The organism is Thalassobaculum sp. (genome assembly GCF_965223715.1).
GTDB lineage: Bacteria > Pseudomonadota > Alphaproteobacteria > Thalassobaculales > Thalassobaculaceae > Thalassobaculum.
In genome coordinates, this window is record NZ_OZ245012.1 from 2,416,976 (window position 1) to 2,437,500 (window position 20,525).

Sequence of the window (20,525 nt, forward strand, 5' to 3'; positions counted from 1 at the left end):
AATAGGCAAGCAAATGGGACTCGGACCAGAATGCATGTGCCGGCGGCGCTAAAGTAGGTGATCCTCAAGCGCGCGGAGTATGCTTGAGAAGCCCTTGCCGCGGGCATAGAGGAGCGGGCGGTCGCCACGATTTGCGCGGATGAAGTCGGTGGCCGCATGCTTCGCCGACTGCCAGGCTACGACGAACAGGTCGGCATTCTCCGCCAGAGCTTTCAGGCGCGCCGTGCCGCCGTGGTCGGCGTTGATGTCCACGCGCGCGCCGGGACAGAGCGCTTCCACGGCACTCTTCGCTTGCCGGCTGGCAACTTCCGTCAGCGAGTAGATGGCGATCGAGAGGCCGTCGAGCCGCTCGGCCAGGCTGTCGCCCGATGCCACGTCTTGGGCACTCGGCGCGACCTTCAGCACCACGCCGAGTTCGGCCGCGAGTTGGTGCAACGCAGCACGCTGCAGCCCGGACAGCCGGGCGTGCAGCGGGGTTAGCCGCGCCAGCAGGCCATGGAGGTAGGCTTCCCGTGCCGCCGCGTCCGGGATAGTGCTATGATAGAGCACTTCCACCGTATCAAGCAGCCAGTACGCGGCGCCTACGCCAACCGCGTCCCCGGCAATCATGTCGATAGCCTCGAGCAGCCCCGAGTATCCATCCTTGTCGAGACCGCACTCGAGCAGTGCCGCTACGAGAACCTGGCTGGACTGGAAAACCTGCCCGTTTCGCGCCGAATCGATGGCGATGAACAGCAGCAATTCCGTGTAGATCGGCGCGAAGGCCGGTCGCGGAAAGTCCGGATCACGTTGCAGCCAGCGGATGAGGTAAGGGACGGAATCCCTTGTCCGCGCCTGTGCGAGCGGGTCGTGCTGTGCGGCGACAACCGCCTCCTGCAATCCGGAAACCCGAACCGGGTCGCCGGTCGCCGCGGTGATAGGCCATTCCTCCGCCCCCCGTCGCGCCAACTCTAGGGCGCTATCGAAGGCCGGATCGCTGACCCGCGCAAACCATGATTCCCAGGAGTTCGGAAGCGGCACTTCTTCCCGCGTCGAAATCCCGATCTCCTCGGCGAAGGGGCCCAGCGGTAGCGATTCCAGCAGTGCCTTCTGCGCCTTTGGGTCGAGTTGCGCGATGCTGTGTCGCAGGATTTCCAGGGTCGCGATGTCGTCGACACGGCTCCTGTGAATCAGGGCGGAGCGTACGACATCGAGCGGCTCTGGTTCAGCGAGTGGAGGCTCGTCATGGAGGGGCGCCTGCTTGGTTTCGACCGACGCTGCGTCAATCCGTCCAGCCAGCCAACCGAGTTCGCTATAGCGGCCCGCGAGGGCATCGCGCAGGGCGCTGCTGGCGGTGCTGCTGGTCAAGGCCTCCAGTCCTGAGACGCGCAAAGCTGCCGGGCCCATCGCTGAAACTCCGGAGGCAAACAGCATCGGCCGGGCTAGACCTTGGACCACTGCGCGGTAGCGGCCGAGCAGGGGCTCCAACTGCCCGGCCTCGTACGCCGTTTCTAGATGCACATGATACAGTGCCGCGAGTAGGATCGCTGCCATGCCGGGCGACTTCCGGGCGCGAGTCATATCGGCAAAACCTGGCATCGCAACCAGACCTTGCCAGTCCTCGAACTGGGCGAACAGACTGGCTTCCAGGAACCGGACGTTGAGCCCGTCCAGCCGCATTTCCGTACGTAACCGCTGCAGCACCGCCGCCGCCGCGTCACGCCGTCCGAGGTTGAGGTGATCCTGGAATTGCGCCAGCAGCCAACTCGTGGGAACCGGGGCTTCGCGTTGCAGATCTGGCGCCCGCATAAGGGTGGCCACCGCCTGCGTTAGCGCTCTCAGCGCGGCGACGCGCAGTTTCCTTTCGGATGACAGCGGCATAATAGCGGTGACCGCGGGTTCGGCGCGCAATAGTAACTGTCCGATCCGGTCATCTGCCTCAAACGTTTGCGGCTGTCCGGTGAAGCCGGTCAGGGTCGGGCCGGCGAAGGAATTCAGGATCGGCCGAAGGCGCCGCCAGTCGGTTGTGGTGTGCGCGGCCACGTTGATCCGCAGGGTCCCGTCCCGGGCTCGCGCCGGCACCAGCGCTCCGGGGAACCGCAGTTCGGTCAGTGTGTCCAGCAGCCCTATGCAGAGGTTGCGCTCTTCGCCCTCCGCCCCGGCGGCAACATCGAGACTGGCCAGTTCCTCCCGCAGGGCGGCCGCGCTGTCAGAGCTCTCCGAGATCATCTCACCAGCCCGCCCCAGCGCTCCTCGAGTTCGATCGCCTGTTCGCTGATGAGATTGGGATCCGTGCGCAGCACCACATGCTCGCCGTTCACGGTAATCCCATTGTTCGTCAGGTTCATCGATCCGCTAAGGAAGAAATCCCGCCCTATCATGCCCTTTGCATGGAAATCTGGCGCCGTCGCCCACTTGATCCGCCGGCCGAAGCGGTGCTTTAGCGTCAGCAGTCGGGAAACCAGGTAGTCATTGCTAGCCTGCTCACGCAGCACGAGCCGAATCTCCGAACCGCGCGTCAGCAGCGCCTCCAGCACCTGGCTTAGGCGAACAGGGGCCGCCGGCCAATCGGGTTCAAGGGCACTAAAGGCGCGTGATGAATTGTCGATGATATCGACATCGCTGATCCAGGCGAAGAACAGCCACAGGCGCGGACTGGGGCTCAGCAGTTCGGCCACGAACAGGCTTTGCAGCAGATCGATGAGGGCCCGCGACTGAGCAGGGCCGTGGATGTCGCGGGACGTCGTGGCCATCAACTGTGCTCGCGCAGGGTCATCGTCACCAAAATTCGTCCAGCAGTCCGTTCGATCCGGTCGACCGCAGGGAAGAACTGCAGCAGTCCGACGTCGATCGGTGTGACGCACAGGCGAACGATCTCCGAGCGCAGTTCCGGACCACGGTCCGTGGCGGCGGCGAGTTGCACGGTCCCTACCTGAGCAAGGGCATCCTGCAGGGCCTGCCGCCAGGCATCCCCGGCGAGGTCGACGACGGGCACCGACCGTCCGAGCAGAAGATGCCGCACGAGCGCGGGATCAGTACTACTCGGCTCGCGAAACGGATTGTAGGACCGCAAGGTGCGCTGGCGGGTCTCGTGTGCGCGCGGCCAGAGCAGGCTTTGCAGAGCCGCTAGCACGGAGACGCCCCCCGCTCCTTGCAGCATCCCGCCCTGGATGTAGCGCCGGGTGGTCTCCGCGAGGTCGGGGTTCTTGCTGGCGATGTAGCAGAATTCCCGGACTTCCACGGCAAGCCCATAGCGCGCCTCGACGGCGTCCCAGAAGGCGATAATGTCCCGGAGCAGGCTGTCAAGCTCCGGCCCGGCCCCGCTACGCAGCAGGCGATTGTTGACGGAGACCGACAGCGAATGGCTGAACGCCACGCCGCCCCGGTCGGCGAAAACGCGCGTCAGGTCGAACCAGAGGTCCGCCCGCTCGGCATGGGATTCAGCGATGCGCAGGCGCGCCAGGCCAGCCGCGACCGTGTCGTCCCGCCGCGCCAAGTCCAAGATCTGCCGCAGACCGGCGTCCACTTCCTCGACGTCGGTGGGCGACAGCGCCGCCTCAACGGCCGCAAAGAAAAGGCTGGGTTCGCCGGCGAAGCGACGCGCGAAGGCCTCCAGGACGCCAGCGCCGCCGAGCGTCGTTTCCGTAACCCAGATCGCAGCGACCCTCGAGCCCGGCTCGTCGTGGATGTCAACGCACAGCCCCTCGGTCGCTGCCTTGCGTGGGGCAGCGGCGATACAGGCCTGCAGCACCGCTTCGCCGAGCGTGTCGAGGATCGCGTGGCGCAGCCAGGTCGCATACGCCGTGGGGTCGGGTGCCGTGAACTGGGCCGCGATAGCGCGCAGGCGGGCGCGAACCTCTGGCCGGGACAGTTGCTGCCGCAGAGACCGGCGCAAACGCCCCGGTCCTGGCGCGGCAGTGCCGTCGTCCCGGTCGAATTCATGGGGCAGACCGGCCTCTTCGTCCACCGGTTCATCCGCGTGAACGCCTTCCAGCACCGCCGACATGACGTCGTCAAACGCCGTGTCGACCGCGCGGTCGTTCAACACCGCCTCGATTGCGGCGTCGAGATCCCGGCCCTCGCCCTCCGCCGCCGTCAGCAGGGCGCAGACAAGGAACTCGAAGATCCAGCCACGCTGGAACAGGTTGACGTCTTTCGGCAGGGCGATGTCGTTGATGAAACTGTCGCGCAGGTAAGCTAGGCGCGCCGCGGTCGTCACCGCCTCCGGCATGTCCTGTTCGGCGAGCACGTGGTCGTCTGGAAGAGTCAGTTCGATTCGCAGCCCGTCGACGTCGAGTTCGAACCCGAGTGCCGCCGCCCTCCCGTCCGGTCCGGTAAACCGGCTCTCGACTTGGAACTCGTCCTGCAGGGTGCGCAACACCGATTCCGCCGCGCGCGAGAACCGGCGCACGTTGACGCTCGAGCGGAAACGATGGAGGTACAACTGGACCGAGGACATGTAGCGGCGCCAGCGCGACCGCTGTGGAGTCGGGATTTCTAGGGCATCGCCGTCCGGCGCGATGTCGGTTTCCCAGATTAGGCGTGCGTTGCTGCTCGGCAGGGCCGTGGCACGGTCGACCCGCTCGATGCGGATAGTCCAAGGGCGGTAGACGGGCACCGGCTCCGAATTCATGCCGGCGTTCAGGCGCCCAACAAAGGTCCCGACATACTCGCGTTCCTCGGTCAGACGTTCGATGGCGACGCTCTGCTCCGACGGGGCCGGATCGATCGGGATCCAATGGCTGAGCGCGCCGCGCTCGAACGCGAAGCGTCGCGAGACCCGGCCGGGCGGGAACTGGTTCAGCGCCTGCAGGATCGGTAATGCCTCGACGCGTTCCTCGTCGTTGACCGTGGCCGGCGGGACAATGATGCGCACCTCGGGCAGGGCCAGGTCGCTGAACAGGTTGCGCGGCACGAAGTCCGGCAGCGGGTGATAGTCCACCTGCAGGTCGAGCGATGCCATTTCGAACGGGATCGCGAGCCGCCATTGGCGGAACACGCGACGGACCAATGTCGGCACCGCCTCAAGCAGCAAGGAACGCGGCGCTTCCCACAGCAAACCTTCGGCGGTCTCGCGGTCGATCTTCAAGGCCTGCTCCAGCCACCGGCACAGGTCCGTGATGGTGTTGTCATCCCCCTGGACAACTTGGCCGAGGAGACGTTTCATCTCCGTTAGTGCCGCGTTGTCGGTAGGACGGCTGAGCAGGTCCCATTGCCAGCCCCGCGGCCCTTTGGCCGTTCGGTCGGCCAGCCAGTCGAAGAAGGCGAAGACCGCCTGCATCTTGAGGATGTAGGGGTTGTGGATGGGCAGGGACTGCGCCTCCAGGGTGGGGTCGAAGAGAAGCTCGAAGGCCTGGAAGAAGGCGCGGTCCCGTCCGTAGTCAGAGAGTACGGTCAACATGATCGGCCGCATCGCTCGACTGCGGCCGGCGCGTCCTCGACGCTGCACGAACGAGGCCATGCCCCTCGGCGCCTTGTGCTGAATGACAGCTCCCACCCGGGGATCGTTGAAGCCGACCTCAAGTGCCGCAGTGGCGACCACGAGATTGGCCTGATGATTGACGCCCCCGTCCTGCGAGGTAGTCCGTCCCACCACCAAAGGAGTGTTGAGGGAGTGGCCGATCGCCTCGCATACCTGCCACCGCTGCCCTTCTGCGTCGCGCAGCATCGCATCGTCGCCATAGCCTCGCAGATTGGCCAACGGGGTTCGGTTCGGATCGCGTTTTCCGAAGATTGTGTAGGCCTCCGCATCGCGAAGGTCATCAAAAAGCCGGTTGGTAACGTCCAAATCGTCGGTGAACAGAAAGGCCCGCCGGCCGAAAGCCCCAGATGTATCGGCGGCCCCTGGGGGGTCAAGTAGTCGCGGCAATAGCATCGACGTCTGGATCGTTGTGGATAGCAGCGACGTCCGTGACGCCGGATTTCCGCGCAACAGGATCTGATACTCCACGCCCTGCTCGATCAGTTCGTCGGTCGTCGGTGTGACCTCGATCACCTTGCTCGCCGGCACGCCGGACAAATCCGCAAAGAACTCCGCCGCGTTCATCAGGGTTGCGGACAGGCCCACCCAGGAAACCGGCGCCCGCAACAGATGCTGCCAGCGCCGCAGCGTTAGCGCCGCCTGCGCACCGCTAGTGCCTTCATATGTGTGCACCTCATCCAGAAGCGCGAGGAACGGCCGCTGCCCTGGAGAATTTCCCACCCCAAACAGGCCCCGCGTCCAGTGGTCCGACAGTCGCTGGTTCAGCATCTCCGCCGTCGTGAACAGGATATCCGGGGGGCGCCGGACCAGCGACTGGCGGGTCAAAACCATGTGGCTGCCGTCGATGTCGGTGTTGCAGGCGTCGTCGGCGCAGACCAGCAACTCCGCTTTCCGCTCGAGCGCGTCCCGGGTCCACAGCAGATCCCCGTCGCATCTAGGACAACGCATCCAGGGGCAAACGAAACCGCCACCCCGCGGCACCCACTTCGAGCTTCGGACTGCCTCTATGCTGGCGTTCCAAGGGGTCGCCATGTAGAGGGCACCTATCGTCACGCTCCGCTTACCATGCGCCCGCAGCGGGCCGTCGACCACCCGCGCCATGCTGTAAGCCTCGGCGAGTTGGTCCTTCAAAAGTTCGATCCGGGGATAGATGGCTAGTGCCTTGACCCATAGACCGCTGTCGATGGCAATGCCGATCCGGATCAAGGCCGGAAGGTAGAAAGCCAGTGTCTTGCCGCTGCCAGTACCGGCCGTGACTATAGTGCCTTCATCCGCGGCGCCGGTCACACGTACTGCCGCTCGCTCTTGGAACCCCGCGAGCTTTAGGCCAGGGGCGCCCGTAAGCGCCGACCATAGTGCACGCCCGAGGGAACCAGGGGCGACCGCGTCACCATGTTCAGCGAGGACCTCAACCGGTGATCGGTCGCGCCGAGGAAATTGGCGGCGGCGCCGGTCTACACGGAAATCGGAAACCAAGGCCGGAGACGCCTGCCAGGGCCGGCCCGGAAACAGTTGCCTGTTTGCAGCCAACAACCGCATCATCTCGCCGAAGCGGGAACGGATTCTGACCTCGCCATTAGGGCGTGGAAACTCGAAGATCAGACAAGCACTAATCAGTTCCTCGAGTAGGTCTTCGCCATTTTCCGCCACCTCCTCCGCGAGGCTCTCCGCCTCCTCCTCGCTCAGCGAACCATCGGTCGAGCCCCAAGTAAGTGAACGCAACTCAAGGCTCTCTATCCGGTCCAGAACATCAAGGGCAGGCTGCGTCAGCATCATGGCAAAACTCTAGCCTAGGCGAATTCGGAAGGAATCTGTCAGGCTTCGAGCCGTCAGCCAATTCAGGATGTTCGAGGTCAAGTTGGTCAACGGCGCGCCCCTCGCGGCCGCCTGCCGAATGAACGCAATCACCTCCTCTGGAATGTCGCTCGCGTCGAGCTCCCCCCATGCAGCCTGCATTTGCTCGGCTAACTCTCTGACCCTCGCCCGCGCGGCCACAGGATCTTCGGGAAGGGTCTCGCTCAACCCAATTATTTCCTTTCGGAGCTCCCGAATTTGGGTAACACCTGCCCTTAATTGTGGAAGTTCCTGCAGCACGTTCAGGATCTCCTGCGATCCGGTGCCGGCTTGTTCACCCACATCCTCGCGCCAAGCTCGGATGGCGGCGGCGCGGCCGGAATCGGCGATGGCATTTAAACGGTCGACGAATTCGTACTTAAGGTCGAATGGCGGATGATCTATCGCCGAGGGGTCTTCCGCCACGCGCGCTCGGAGGTCGGAGGCCCGCGTCGAGAGGAGCGATCCGTTGGCTGGCTGAAACGCGACGGCGATCCCCGCCTTTTTCAGCGCCGCTAGATCGCCGCGCAGGGCGCCGATCTTTCGCGCTGCTTCCGAGAACTGTCGGGCCCGGGTCCCGAAGCGCTGTGCATCTCTTGCCGCCGCCTTGACCTTCTGGAACTGCTTGAGTTGGTCGCTCAGCTTCCTGGCACGTTCAAGCAGCATCGGTCGCCTCCCCCTGGGTCTCCACCATTGCCTCCATATCAACGGCGATTTCTGAAAGGGAGGTGTCGATAAGTTCGAGATCCGTACGAAGCTTGGCCTGCTGGATGTCGGAACCGCTTATCTCCGCCGAAATGTTCTGTTCGACGGCATTCAGGAAGGCGTCGGCCGCCCCAGCCAATTCCATGGCCGCCCGAACTGCATTGCGTCGGCCGCGTCCAAACTGCGGCAGCGCAGCCACCGCGGGTTCCACGTCACGCAAAGCTCGCGCGGCCCGCATCGAGTCCTCGAACTGAACTCCGCTAAACACGTCGAGCGCCTCGCTGAGGGCACGAGCGGATCGGTTCGTACCAATCCCGGCGTCCTGCACCGCGCTGTGGGCGGCCCTCAGGGTTTCGACGACCGCCGAGCGCGAGCAATCCGGCCCGAAGGCTGCTTCGATCGCATCCAGCCAGGCCATTCGATCCGAGAGTTCCGCTTGAGCCGCCGCAGGCAAGTCGGCCTGGATCCGCCGGTAAAGTTTGGCAACGTCGGAATTATCGTCCTTCGGCGGATTCATCGTCAGTTCATACTTGTCCGCCCGCAACTTGCGCATGGCCCTGATCACACGCTCCGGATTAAGCAACGCCGAGACAGCACCGCCCTTGGGACTAGACAATTGTGCCCGCGCCGCCTCAAGCAGGCTGGCCCTTTTTTTGCCGAGTTCGCGGTAAACCATCACCAGGGTCTGTGCAGTGCATGCTGGCTCCTCCGGGAGTGAGGGGGTGAAGGCCCCATCGATCATCTCCGCCAGTTTGGCGTCGGGTTTGATTGCGCCGCCGATGGCCGCACCGACGAACACCAACTCCAGTGCGGCCGTGCCCGGGTTCCAGGTTGGGCTCGGGGCGCAATGCGCCTGCAATTGCCCCTCCACGTCTCTGGTCCAGGCCTCAACGCAGTCCAGGAAGGCGCACAGCATGCGATCGCCGTCCTCGAAATCCCAGCGGGACTTGTTACGACTCGCCAGAAACAAACCGGTCAACGAGGCTGCTGCCGCCGACAGGCTCACTTCATCGCCCGGAATGGCTACCCGTATCGTCGCCGACCCAAGCGCCTGGGTTGTCTGCCGGTCGAACACGAAACTAGTCGCCTGCAAAGCTCTGCGAGGCCCGCTCGAGAAATAGGTCCGCGCCAGCCCTAGGCGATCCCAGTCCACAGCGTCCGCGACCGCCGCAAGGATCATTGGTCTGAGCGCGTTGGCGACGACCTGGTCCATTGGCCCGCCGCGGCCCCAGGCGTCGATCATCTCTTGTTCGCGACTGACCCGAGCCGCCGGCTGATCCCCCTTGACTGGGTTTGGATGGTCAAAGACCGCCGGTTCAGCTAGGGCCACGGCGCCGACTATTTCAGGGATGTCGAACGCCTGCAGCACTCGTTCATCGATCTGGGCGATCTCCCCGGAACCATCGTACAGCTCAAGCACGGCGATCCAGCGCCCGGCATGCTGGCGACTGCGGGTTTCCAGGTCATTGCGCTGCACAGCGTTCAGGGTACGGGTGCCTCCCAGCTTATTCAGCAACTGCAGCGAAGGATAGGCTCCGGCCTGAATCTCCGTCGCGTGATTGTCGAGGATCTCCACCAACAGATCGTTCTGCAGGATGCGTGGGTTCATGCGCTCCGGCATGGACGGGTCGCTGCGTTCGGCGGCGTTCCAGAGTGCCCGCGCGGTGAAAGGATAGAGGCCATACCCATCCTGCGCGCCGAAGGCCGCATGGCACTCCTCCCGCAAAGCGCATTCGTCGCAGGCCGAAGGCGCCGGCTCGCCAGGTTCGGCATCGACACTCCAGGCATCGACCCGTTCGTTCCCCAGGCGCACCGCGTTCAAATAGCGCCCGGCGAAGCGGGACAGCGAGTCCTCAGTGACGCGCTGCCCGTCGCGCCGGCCGGCTGAACTGTTCATGTCCAGCAGGTGGGTGGTACGCATGTACGCTGTTTCCGCGACACTCTCGAAGAAGCCGGTGGTTACGGCGATGGCGGTGCGCATACGGCAATGGTCGGCGTCGCCTTGGGTCGTGATGGCCTGCAGCAGGGCGCGGTCGATCCCCTGCAGGCGCGCGAATTCCTCGACAAGCAGCACTAGTTCCTTGCCCTCGGCTTTCAGATGCCGCCGCATCTCCGCCATCAACTCCTCGACCCGATCGCCGGAGAAGCTCAGCGTGCGAGCTACGGCCCGGTCGAGATTGCGATTGATGATGCGGACCGCGAGCGGCAGGTAGGCGTCCTGGTCTAACTGGATGAGCTGGATCGCACTCCTCGCCAGTTGCGAGGCCTTCACATAGTCCATTCCGCCGAGCGGAAGGTCGGCCTCCGCGAAGGTCCGGCGCTTCTCGGGCCGATTGGCAGCGTTCGAGGGCGCGAAGATGTGGTCGGCGATCTCCGCGATCACCGTATCTTCGCCCAGAAAATGATCCTTCCGCATGTTGGGATCCATCAGAAGGTTCGGCAGGTTGACGCAGAGGTCGTGTTCGATCTCGTTCGCGTCCGCGGGCAGGCTCTCTTCCCGGATCGCCTGGGCGATGTCGTTGAGCAGTTGTTCGCGCTGGTGGCTGCGCTGCTGCATGCCTTCGCCCGCGGCCATCAGTGTATCGAGATAACTAGTCTGTTGCTCCGGCGGCAACGCCTCGATCATCATCCTGACGATGTTGCGCAGGCTTGTGCCGGACTTCGGCACGACCAACACCAGGCGGTTGGCATCAGGCTTGATGTTCAGGCGCATCCAGTGGACAAGGTGCGACTTACCGGATCCCGTATCCCCCAGGATCGCGGCCAGGGCATGTGGCCGGTCGTCGCGTAGAAAATCCTCAAGGAACGTGAGCGGCGACTGGAGCCGCCAGTCCCTGTCCGAGAGGTCCTGATAGGCGGTGCCAACCGGCGGGCTGATTTTTAGGTCCCAGTCGCTGTGTACCGCTCGGAAAAGGCCATCGGTAATGTGTTCCGCGAAGGGATTAATGACCCGGCGGACCGCGCCCGGGTCCCAGCATAGATAATTGCGCACTATACCGCACTCCCTGGTTCGATCCGGCTCACCCGCCGCTGGCGCACGCCGAAGTCAAGAATGACGGCCGCAGCGTCCGCGGGATTGCTGAGGATCAGCTTATGCTGGTTCGCGAGGCGTTGCAGGGCGAGGCTGGTCGCGATGGACAACTTGGTGTCATAGTGATCGCGACCCGCCTTGCGAAGATTCAGGAACCTCTCGCGCGACCGGCCCATTTCGAGGCAGGGGTAGATCGCCGACAACCGCTCTAGGAACTGCGGCGGCGCCAGCGCGCCGGGGCCATCGAAGACCTCGCCCAGGACCTCTGCGATGGCCCGGCAGGGGTCTGGGATCGCGCGCCTGCTACTCGCGTCGTCACCACCACTCCCACCGCCAAAGATCGTCGCGAAGCCCAGGTATCGCGCCCAGTACAGGAGGTTTTGAGAGTGGGATGGCGTGGAGAGGTCCAACGCGCGGGCCCCGTCCTCGATCTCTTCGTTGATCGCATCGACAAACGGTAGCGAAAACTGGATCGGTTTCAGCGGGTCCCGCGTCAGTAACCAGGACAGTGCGAGCAGGAACTTTCCCTGCTGCGCCGCCTCGGCACGGTCTGGATCGAGCAGTACGCCGCGCAGGAACAGGCGGAAATGCTTCTCATGGTCGCCCCTGGGCTTTCCGCCGCTGCGGGCCTCCTTCGTCAGTCGGACCCTGCCGTCCTCGATCTGGACCATGCCCATGTTCCGCGCTTCGGCGAAGGGGCTGTTGAAAAGTTGGGTCTTCTCCGTCTTGCGCAGCGTGGCCGGCGTTGCGCAGGCTTCAAGGACGGATTCCTCCATGCCTTTCTCGCGATGAAACAGAACTTCATAGAGGGACAGCAACCGCCCCGGAACGGCCTCGAACGTGTTCAGCACACTCACTGCGACACCCGTGCGACGAATTCGTCCAGGTTCAGGCGGCGCCCCTCAAAGACGTCCCGAAGGACCCGCCCGTCTTCCGTCTCGTAGAACTTTGGTGCGAGAAAAAGGCGCGGGTTTTCTGGGCCTGGCCGAAGGTTCTGGGACGCCAACTGACCGCCGTCGCCGACAATCACCAGTTCTGGCCCTTTCGGCAGGCGCGAATGGGCCAGGTTCGGCAGGTTGGCGACAAACAGGGGCCGCGTCTGCGCGAAATCCAGCAAGCGCTCGAGCGGCGGTAGCGTACCGAGCACCAACAGTTTCGCCAGGCCGTCGCGCTCCAGCCGATCGATCGCGGTGCTCAGGCGCCGCATCCTTCGTCCAACAAGATCCTCAGGTTCGTAATTCACCAGCACCGTGTTGCTCTCTCCCAGTAGGCTCGACATCAGAGGTCCGCGTGGCAGAAGCCAGGGGCTGCGCGGCTCGCCGACCTGCTTGGCCCGCCGCTTGTGCCGCCGATCCGCGCGGCAAGCGCGACAGCGGCTGCATCGGTGCGCCACCCGATGCGCCCCATAGAGTTCCTCGAATACCTCCGCCGGACAGCGCCGATCCTCGAGAAAACGCTGCATCAATTCCAGATTGCGCTTGGCCGCGGTCGCGATTTCCCCTCGGACCGGCTCAAACCGGGCGTTCCAGCAGTCCACATCAAGATGATGATCGTCAAGGATTTCCAACTCCAGCCAGTCACCGGGTTCCTCGATGTGGGAGTCTGGCGCCCCGAGCAAGCGGATCATACCGGCGCGGGCTGTCACCATGAGCGTGCGGAGGTTCCAGTCGGTGTTCAGGTCCCCGGACATGTCAATGTCCTCTTCTCCGCCACCCGGTCTGCCATCTACGCGCACCGCGATGCGCCCCGGGCCGCACATACGTTTGCCGTCGAACATGGCCTGCCAGCGTTGCAGACCACGCCCAGCCGTGATGACTGTTATCGCATTCAGTTTGCGCGCAACATCGATGTCCCTTGGCGTGGGTAGGATAAGCGACAACGAGGCCCGTCCATCGCGCCCGCCACGACCGACTTCCTGATAGAACCGGTCCAAAGTCTCAGGCATGCAGGCATGAAGGATACTACGAGCATGCGCGTAGTCGATGCCAAGGCCGAAAGCGGAGGTACCGACAACGACGTCGAGGTCACCGTGCCGCCACCGGTCAACAATGGCCGCGCGCTCGGCTGATTTCGTGGCCCCGTGAAGGGCCTGCACCCGCGCAAAACCGGCTTCACGAAGGCGGTCCAGCCATTCCCGCGCCGCCTTGACCTCGGTGACGTACAGAACCATCGGGCGTGGTAGATGATGTACCGCTTCGAGGACCCGCGCAGTGCGCGCGGCCTCGGCCACTACGGGGCCGACCCAGTAGTCAGGTTCGGGCCGCAACTGGATCGCAGAGATGCTCGCGAACCGGCCTTCGTCTGCGAAGAGCCTCTTCAGTGTCATCTCGGACGTGTCAGTCAAGGTGGCCGATAGCATGATGGTTCGCGGTGCGGCCGCCGCCGACGCGGCAGCCATCAACTCCCTGCGAAGCGCGCTGAGTTCCTGGAACTCAGTCCGGAAACCGGTACCCCATTGGTCGACCAGATGGGCCTCATCGATCACGATCGCCCTTAGGTGGCCCGCGGCCGCGGCGTGTCGGAGCGGTCCGCGTAACCGCCCACAGGCCGCCTCCGGTGACGCGAAACAGAGGCCCTGGGTTCCGTTGGCAATGTTCTCGGCGATGACCTGGTTGTCGTCGTCATTGCCGCCTTGGAAGGCGAGTGGGGGCCGTAACGCACAGATGTTTACGGCCTCCTTCTCATGATTGATGGCCAGGGCCACGGTGGGGACGATCACAAGGGTCACGCCGTGGCTGCTGGCCGGTCGAGGGCCGGCGAAGCCGACCTTGTGGATAAGTTGGAAGATCAGGCTCTTGCCTTCGCCGGTCGGCAGAGCGACGACGAGGGATCCGCCCGGCGGGGTCGACAAGGCCGCCCGCACGGCGGCCCGCTGCCCGGGGCTACGGTAAGTCGAGCGCTCCACCGCCTGTAGCATCGGGTCGCGGGTACACAAGTCGGAATTGAAACTTCGCAAGGTAGTCTCTGAGGCTGCGAATCCGTCTACCCCCGCATCACCACAGTCGAGCCATTGCGGTCGCCAGGGCTGATAGGAGAGGATCGTACCCTCCGGCGTGGTCGTCGCCGGCAACCCGACGGCGTTCCAGCCGTCGAAGGTCGCCAGGCGCGGGTGGCTGACTGAGACCATCGCGGGCAGTTCGCTGCCCCGCCGAGTGGTCTCCCAGGCCAGGGCCTGGCGCAGCAGCACGGCGAGATCGAGAGCGCTCGCGCTGTCCGCTGCGAGCGCCTGCCGCAACCGTTCGACCGCGGGCGAAGAAGCCGACCAGCCGTAGCCGGCGTCCTGCCCGCTCAAAACGCGCGTCAGTGCCGCGAAGGCCTCGGCATCATCGAGCGGCGGTGTCATATCTTGTCCGGGGCAGTGGCGTTCATGATGACGAAGCAACCCATCGCTTCCAACCGGACATTGGGACGCGCGAGCGCCGGCCGCAGGGATTCGAGGAGCGCCAACTCGTTACGCACCGTGTCGACTTCGCTGCCAGCCGCGATGGCCCGGCCCAAACGGTTCTGGTGGCGTTCGATGGCACCCTCCACCAACCGCGTTGCCCGTTCGACGTTGGCGACGTAGTGCTCCTGCTCCATCAAGGCCGCACGAGCGCCATCGCGGACGACGCGTGTGTAGCGTGCGAACTGTTCAGGCCCGATGATCTCGGCTAGGAGCTCCGGCCGGCTGCCCAGGTTCACATCGCTGCCCGGGACCGTTTTGTCGCTGAAATACGGACGTTGCAGGGTGACCAGCAGCGCTGGGTCGGTGACGGGGTTACCGTCGATATCGACGTACATGACCTGGTTGCTGATCGGCAGGTAGCGCTGCGCCCGGCGCGCCATGGCTAACTCCGCGATGGTCGGCGACAGCAGGTTTTCCCATGCGAGGTCCGCCTCGACGACGAAGCACAGTTTGTAGCCGACCCAGGGTCCGGCCTCCCACTCCGGAACCCGCCGCAGGGTGATGAAGGCCGTTCCGCGGTCATCCCACAGGGTGTAGCGGTAGAGGCTATCGATGCAGGGGTTGCCCGGGCGCAGCAGCGAGACCGCGCCATCCCGCACCGCCGTTTGCCGATACCACGTCATTGGGCCCGCGGCACCGTCGAGCAAATCCTCGAGCCACGGACTCCGGGGCACCAGAGTCTTTGGGGTCTGTGAGAGAATGAAAGGGTCCGGTTCCGGCCATGCCGCGGGGACCCGCCGCACCATGAGCGTCTTGACCAGCCACTCCTCGATGTCAGCCTCCAGTTGGGCCTCGTCCTCTTCTGCGTCCTCAATGGCCTGCAGGTACGGCTCGACCGGGTCCTCGGCTAGGGCGATACTATCCAGGGCATACTGTTCGTCCTGGCTGGCGCGTTCTTCCTCAATCCGGGTCTTCACCTCCTCCACGAGGCCGGTGACAGCGGCGGCACCCTCAAAGAATAGGGCCGAGAAGGCATGCCGCTCCAGTCCGTCCAGCAGGAACTGAATATCGCTGATCGATCGGTGGAAAATCATGAAGCCTTGAGCCAACAGGTCATACCAAGCCCCCCAGGGGCTGTTTTCCTCCTCCGATGGCAGGTGAATGCGATGGCGGATGTCGTCCTTCCGTCGACCATAGCGGTCCAGCCGGCCAATACGCTGTTCGATCCGGGCCACACTGAACGGGAGGTCAAGGTGGACGACTGCGTCGGCGAAGCTGAGGTTGACCCCCTCCTCTCCCGAACGGTCGGCGACCAGGACACCCAGCCCGGAAGCCTCGCGGAAGCGGTCCACCACCCCGCCCTCAAGGCGCAAACAGAGCACCTCGCTGGGCAGCCAGTCGGCGAGAAGGGCCCGGAACGCGGATGCTTGCGCCGCCGACGACGCGAACACGACGACCTTACCAGAGCGGGACTGCGCGGCGAACGTCCTGACCAGCCGGGTCGTACTTTCGGCCATCAGCGCCAGACGCGCGGCCGGGTCGATCTCCGACACGGCGTCCCTGAGGCTTTCGATGAACGCGGCCTCGCCCGGGAACAGGGGCTCCAGAGTACGCAAATGCTCCACCAGTGCATCGGCGCTCCGCGCGAAGGCGGCCAACAGATCTCGGTAGCGCAGCACTAATTGCATCTGCGCCGATGGTGTCTGGAGCGCGTGGTCGACGGCCGCATAGCGCCAGTCTTCCAGCGCCGCTTGCAACTCGCCGATGCTGTCGGGGTCGTCCTCCTCCACGCGTAGGTGCATGAAGCCGGGTCCGTCCTCGGTCCACGGGCCGCGCGGGCGAAACTCCCAGCCCTGCGCGTCAGCACGGCGTGACCGGATTACCCTTTGGTGTATGCGATACCCATCAGCGACATGCTGCTTGAGGGTGGAACACAGTGCAGGTAGACGCTCTGGTGCCATTCGGGTCGCGTCAGCGAGTTGCGGAACCAGGTCGCGAATGACCGGGTCATTCGGATAGAGCCGTTCCAGTTCCTCTCCGCGTTTGCGCAGCACCAAACCCGGTGCCGCGGGATCCAGGCTAAGCAGCAGGCGGCCGATCGGCTGACGCTTCGCGAGCTTGGCCTTGAAACTCTCGATGTCGTCGAGTCGGTACGTCAACGGATCGAGCAGGTTCAGCATGGCGAGAAAACGGCGCTCCTCGCCGATCGGCGGGGTCGCGGACAACAACAGCAGAACTTTCGCGTCGGCCGCAAGGTCGCGTAGGCGTTCCGCCGCCCCCGCCAGACTGTCGGCGACGTCGCCAACTAAGTGGTGTGCCTCGTCGATCACGAGGATGGGGTAATCCGAGTCCTGCTTGCCTAGGTCTTCATGCGCCACACAGTCGAAGCAATCGCCAAACTGGTCCAGCCTGAGCTTCTGATTGAGTTCGGTTCGCCATTGCTCAAGCAGCACCACCGGCGCCGCAATGAGAGCTCGATTTGCGGGATCATCAATCAGATGCTGTCGAACAACGAGCCCCGCTTCGATAGTCTTGCCCAATCCGACCTCATCAGCCAGCAGGTAGCGTTGCACGGGATCGTTCAGGACCCGCCGGACAGCGGCGACCTGATGTGGCACTAGATCGACGCCTGATGAAACAAGGGCGGTTAGCCCTTCCGACGCACTGATCAGACTCTGGAGAACTGCCATTCCCGATTGTCGGCGGTCGTGCAGAAACTGGCTTTCCGCTCCACCATCAGCAAGTGTCTCCGACGGATCCGCCGGTGCAGACCACGGTCGGACGTATAGTTCCGTCTCGGATAGTTCGACCTTCTTGCCGTTTGGAAACTTGACCTCGTATAGAATAGACCCGTCGGGTTCTTGGGCCCATCCTACTACACGGCCCACGCAAATATTTTCTTTATAATCGACGTACGCACGCGTCTGCGGCGCAAGGAATGCTCGCCTCAATGCAGATAGTGGAATTCTGATACTTGATTCCTGACCAATCGAAAGAAAAATTGACACATCCACGTAGCCACCAGAATATTCAGAAACTTTTCCTAGCCCTTTTTGGTCCGGCAGTTCGACAAACCAACCTGCTTTCAAAATATACTTCCTACTCTTCTCTTCGAAAAAATAATTTAGCTGCCGTTCTACAATCCCACATTGAACCGATAAGGTAGCCAGAGCGCAATAATCTAAATTTCCGTAGATCACAGTCGCCCAGATGACCAGTCCCGTTGGCTGTGACCTGAGCCCCGCAAACTCCTCCAGATTTGAGTAGAGTCCGTCACCAGACAGGAGACGGATAAGATGAAGCGCAGTCGGTTCAGCGAAGAGCAGATCATCGCGATTTTGCGTGAGCAGTAGGCCGGTCAGAAGACGGCGGATGTGTGCCGCCGCCATGGGATCAGCGACGCGACGTTCTATAAGTGGAAGGCGAAGTACGGGGGCTTGGAGGTGTCGGAGGCCAAGCGGCTGAAGGGACTGGAGGACGAGAACGCGCGGCTGAAGAAGCTGCTGGCGGAGGCGATGCTGGACAACGCCATGCTGAAGGACATCGCGTCAAAAAAATGGTGACGCCCGCAGCGAGGCGGGAGGCCGTTGCTCACCTGCGTGCGGCGCATGCGGTGAGCGAGCGGCGGGCGTGTTGTGTCCTGGCGGTGGACCGGTCGTCGGTGCGCTACCGGTCGTGCAGACCTGACGACGTGGAGGTCCGTGAGCGTCTGCGGGCGCTCTCGCGCGAGCGGCGGCGGTTTGGGTATCGCCGCCTTCACCTGTTGCTGGCCCGCGAGGGGATCGCGATGAACCACAAGAAGCTCAGGCGGCTGTATCGCGAGGAGAAGCTCCAGGTGCGTCGCCGGGGTGGGCGCAAGCGGGCGCTGGGGACGCGCGCACCCCTGAGCCTCCCGGACGGGCCGAACCAGAGATGGTCGCTGGACTTCGTGTCCGACGCGCTGTCGGACGGGCGGCGCTTCCGGATCCTGGCGATCGTCGACGACTTCACCCGCGAGTGCCTGGCTCTGGTGGCCGACACCTCGCTCTCGGGCCAGCGCGTGGTGCGGGAGCTCGACACCCTGATCTGGCGGCGGCGGACCAGGCCGCAGACCATCGTCAGCGATAACGGCACCGAACTCACCAGCATGGCGGTGCTGCGCTGGAGCCAGGAGCGTGCCGTTGAATGGCACTACATCGCGCCGGGCAAGCCGATGCAGAACGGCTTCGTGGAGAGCTTCAACGGGCGCCTGCGCGACGAGTGCCTCAACGAGACACTGTTCGCCTCGCTGGGCCACGCCCGCGACGTGCTCACCGCCTGGAAGGAGGACTACAACACCGTCAGACCGCACTCGAGCCTGGGCGGCAGAACACCCTCCGAGATCGCCGACCAAGCAGGTGCGGGGCATGCCCCGCACCTGCTTGCCATCCCATCAACAACAAGCCATCAATCTATGCTCGGGCTCTACCAATAGCCGGAGGAAACTCGGGGCTCAGGTCAAAGTCACAGGTCAGCTGACACTATGTTGACACGACAGATAGTCCCTCGGATTTCTCCGTGTTGTTTAGTAGTTAGCGTGTTGATTTTGGAGAAGGACTTTGGTTGCGGGGGCAGGATTTGAACCTGCGACCTTCAGGTTATGAGCCTGACGAGCTACCGGACTGCTCCACCCCGCGGGTGTGGGTGTTTGGGATTGGTGTTTGAGCGTGTTTAGGGGGTCCGGATGTGTGTTGTCGTCGGGTTTCAAGACCTGGCGGCGACCTACTCTCCCACGCCTTAAGACGCAGTACCATTGGCGCTGAGGGCTTTCACGGCCGAGTTCGGGATGGGATCGGGTGCGGCTCCCTCGCTATGACCACCAGGTCATGGAGCCCGACGATAGGGGCACTTCCCTTGGGAAGGCCCATATCCGGATGGGGTCGATATTGGATTATTGGATTGGTGTGTGTGCTGTCTGTGATGCTGTCGGTTCGCTCCGACGCAGTCCCGGACTTGATCCAGGATCAGGCGTTCGTCGTCGGAGGCGGGGCCCATTTTATCCCTTTCGGGAAGGTCAGGGTGTGATCGGTCAAGCCGATCGAACGATTAGTACTGGTCAGCTTCACGTGTTGCCACGCTTCCACCTCCAGCCTATCGACGTGGTGGTCTACCACGGTTCTCAGCGAGACCTGGTTTTGAGGGGGGCTTCCCGCTTAGATGCTTTCAGCGGTTATCCCGTCCGCACATAGCTACCCGGCGATGCGGCTGGCGCCACAACCGGTCCACCAGAGGTGCGTCCATCCCGGTCCTCTCGTACTAGGGACAGCTCCTCTCAAGTCTCGAACACCCACGGCAGATAGGGACCGAACTGTCTCACGACGTTCTAAACCCAACTCACGTACCACTTTAATCGGCGAACAGCCGAACCCTTGGGACCTGCTCCAGCCCCAGGATGTGATGAGTCGACATCGAGGTGCCAAACACCCCCGTCGATGTGGACTCTTGGGGGGTATCAGCCTGTTATCCCCGGCGTACCTTTTATCCGTTGAGCGATGGCCCTTCCACGCGGGACCACCGGATCACTATGACCGACTTTCGTCTCTGCTCGGCCCGTCGGCCTCGCAGTCAGGCAGGCTTATGCCATTGCACTCAACAGCTGATGTCCGACCAGCTTGAGCCTACCATCGTGCGCCTCCGTTACTCTTTGGGAGGCGACCGCCCCAGTCAAACTACCCGCCATGCAGGGTCCCGGATCCGGATAACGGACCGCGGTTAGACATCAAAAGATCAAAGGGCGGTATTTCAAGGATGGCTCCACATCAACTGGCGCCGATGCTTCAAAGCCTCCCGCCTATCCTACACATTCATCTTCTGATGCCACTGCAAAGCTGTAGTAAAGGTGCACGGGGTCTTTCCGTCTGACCGCGGGTACTCCGCATCTTCACGGAGAATTCAATTTCGCTGAGCCTATGTTGGAGACAGCGGGGAAGTCGTTACGCCATTCGTGCAGGTCGGAACTTACCCGACAAGGAATTTCGCTACCTTAGGACCGTTATAGTTACGGCCGCCGTTTACCGGGGCTTCGATTCAAAGCTCTCACCTCTCCTCTTAACCTTCCGGCACCGGGCAGGCGTCAGACCCTATACGTCGTC

At 63.4% G+C, this 20,525-nt stretch carries 8 protein-coding genes, 1 tRNA gene, 2 rRNA genes and 1 pseudogene (1 of these 12 cut by a window edge); 1 reads left to right on the forward strand and 11 read right to left on the reverse strand.

Annotation, left to right across the window (positions count from 1 at the left end; translation table 11 throughout):
- Window positions 1–48: 48 nt before the first annotated feature.
- The 8 genes from dpdD to dpdE are packed head-to-tail and all read right to left on the reverse strand — an operon-like array spanning window position 49 to window position 17,615.
- Window positions 49–2,208 carry a protein DpdD gene (gene dpdD, locus ACOQOP_RS11135; protein WP_420566412.1) on the reverse strand — a complete coding sequence of 720 codons (2,160 nt, stop codon included), beginning with the start codon at window positions 2,206–2,208 and terminating at the stop codon, window positions 49–51.
- Complete coding sequence (dpdK, locus tag ACOQOP_RS11140; protein WP_420566413.1) at window positions 2,205–2,732, reverse strand: phospholipase D-like domain-containing protein DpdK; 528 nt, start codon at window positions 2,730–2,732, stop codon at window positions 2,205–2,207. Before dpdK ends, dpdD begins: the two co-directional genes overlap by 4 nt.
- A complete protein-coding gene (gene dpdJ, locus ACOQOP_RS11145; protein WP_420566414.1) occupies window positions 2,732–7,237 on the reverse strand; it encodes a protein DpdJ in 4,506 nt (1,501 codons plus the stop codon). The genes dpdK and dpdJ overlap by 1 nt, the downstream gene beginning before the upstream one ends.
- A 9-nt stretch (window positions 7,238–7,246) precedes the next feature.
- Window positions 7,247–7,960 (reverse strand): hypothetical protein, encoded by a 714-nt coding sequence (locus ACOQOP_RS11150; RefSeq protein ID WP_420566415.1) that lies wholly within the window; start codon window positions 7,958–7,960, stop codon window positions 7,247–7,249.
- Window positions 7,950–10,991 (reverse strand): protein DpdH, encoded by a 3,042-nt coding sequence (gene dpdH / locus ACOQOP_RS11155; protein WP_420566416.1) that lies wholly within the window; start codon window positions 10,989–10,991, stop codon window positions 7,950–7,952. Before dpdH ends, ACOQOP_RS11150 begins: the two co-directional genes overlap by 11 nt.
- Entirely contained in the window at window positions 10,991–11,887 is an 897-nt protein-coding gene (gene dpdG, locus ACOQOP_RS11160) for a protein DpdG (RefSeq protein ID WP_420566417.1), read from the reverse strand. Before dpdG ends, dpdH begins: the two co-directional genes overlap by 1 nt.
- Complete coding sequence (gene dpdF, locus ACOQOP_RS11165; RefSeq protein WP_420566418.1) at window positions 11,884–14,373, reverse strand: protein DpdF; 2,490 nt, start codon at window positions 14,371–14,373, stop codon at window positions 11,884–11,886. The genes dpdG and dpdF overlap by 4 nt, the downstream gene beginning before the upstream one ends.
- Complete coding sequence (gene dpdE / locus ACOQOP_RS11170) at window positions 14,370–17,615, reverse strand: protein DpdE (protein WP_420566419.1); 3,246 nt, start codon at window positions 17,613–17,615, stop codon at window positions 14,370–14,372. Before dpdE ends, dpdF begins: the two co-directional genes overlap by 4 nt.
- Before the next feature lie 96 nt (window positions 17,616–17,711).
- On the opposite strand from dpdE, the pseudogene ACOQOP_RS11175 reads away from it, so the two are divergent.
- Window positions 17,712–18,868, forward strand: a pseudogene (locus tag ACOQOP_RS11175) (IS3 family transposase).
- Between the two features lie 125 nt (window positions 18,869–18,993).
- Here the strand turns inward: ACOQOP_RS11175 and ACOQOP_RS11180 are convergent.
- The 3 genes from ACOQOP_RS11180 to ACOQOP_RS11190 all read right to left on the reverse strand — a co-directional run.
- Window positions 18,994–19,070, reverse strand: a tRNA-Met gene (locus ACOQOP_RS11180).
- A gap of 72 nt (window positions 19,071–19,142) precedes the next feature.
- Window positions 19,143–19,257 (reverse strand): 5S ribosomal RNA (gene rrf, locus ACOQOP_RS11185).
- A 201-nt stretch (window positions 19,258–19,458) separates the two neighbouring features.
- A 23S ribosomal RNA gene (locus ACOQOP_RS11190) occupies window positions 19,459–20,525 on the reverse strand; it runs 1,682 nt beyond the window's last position.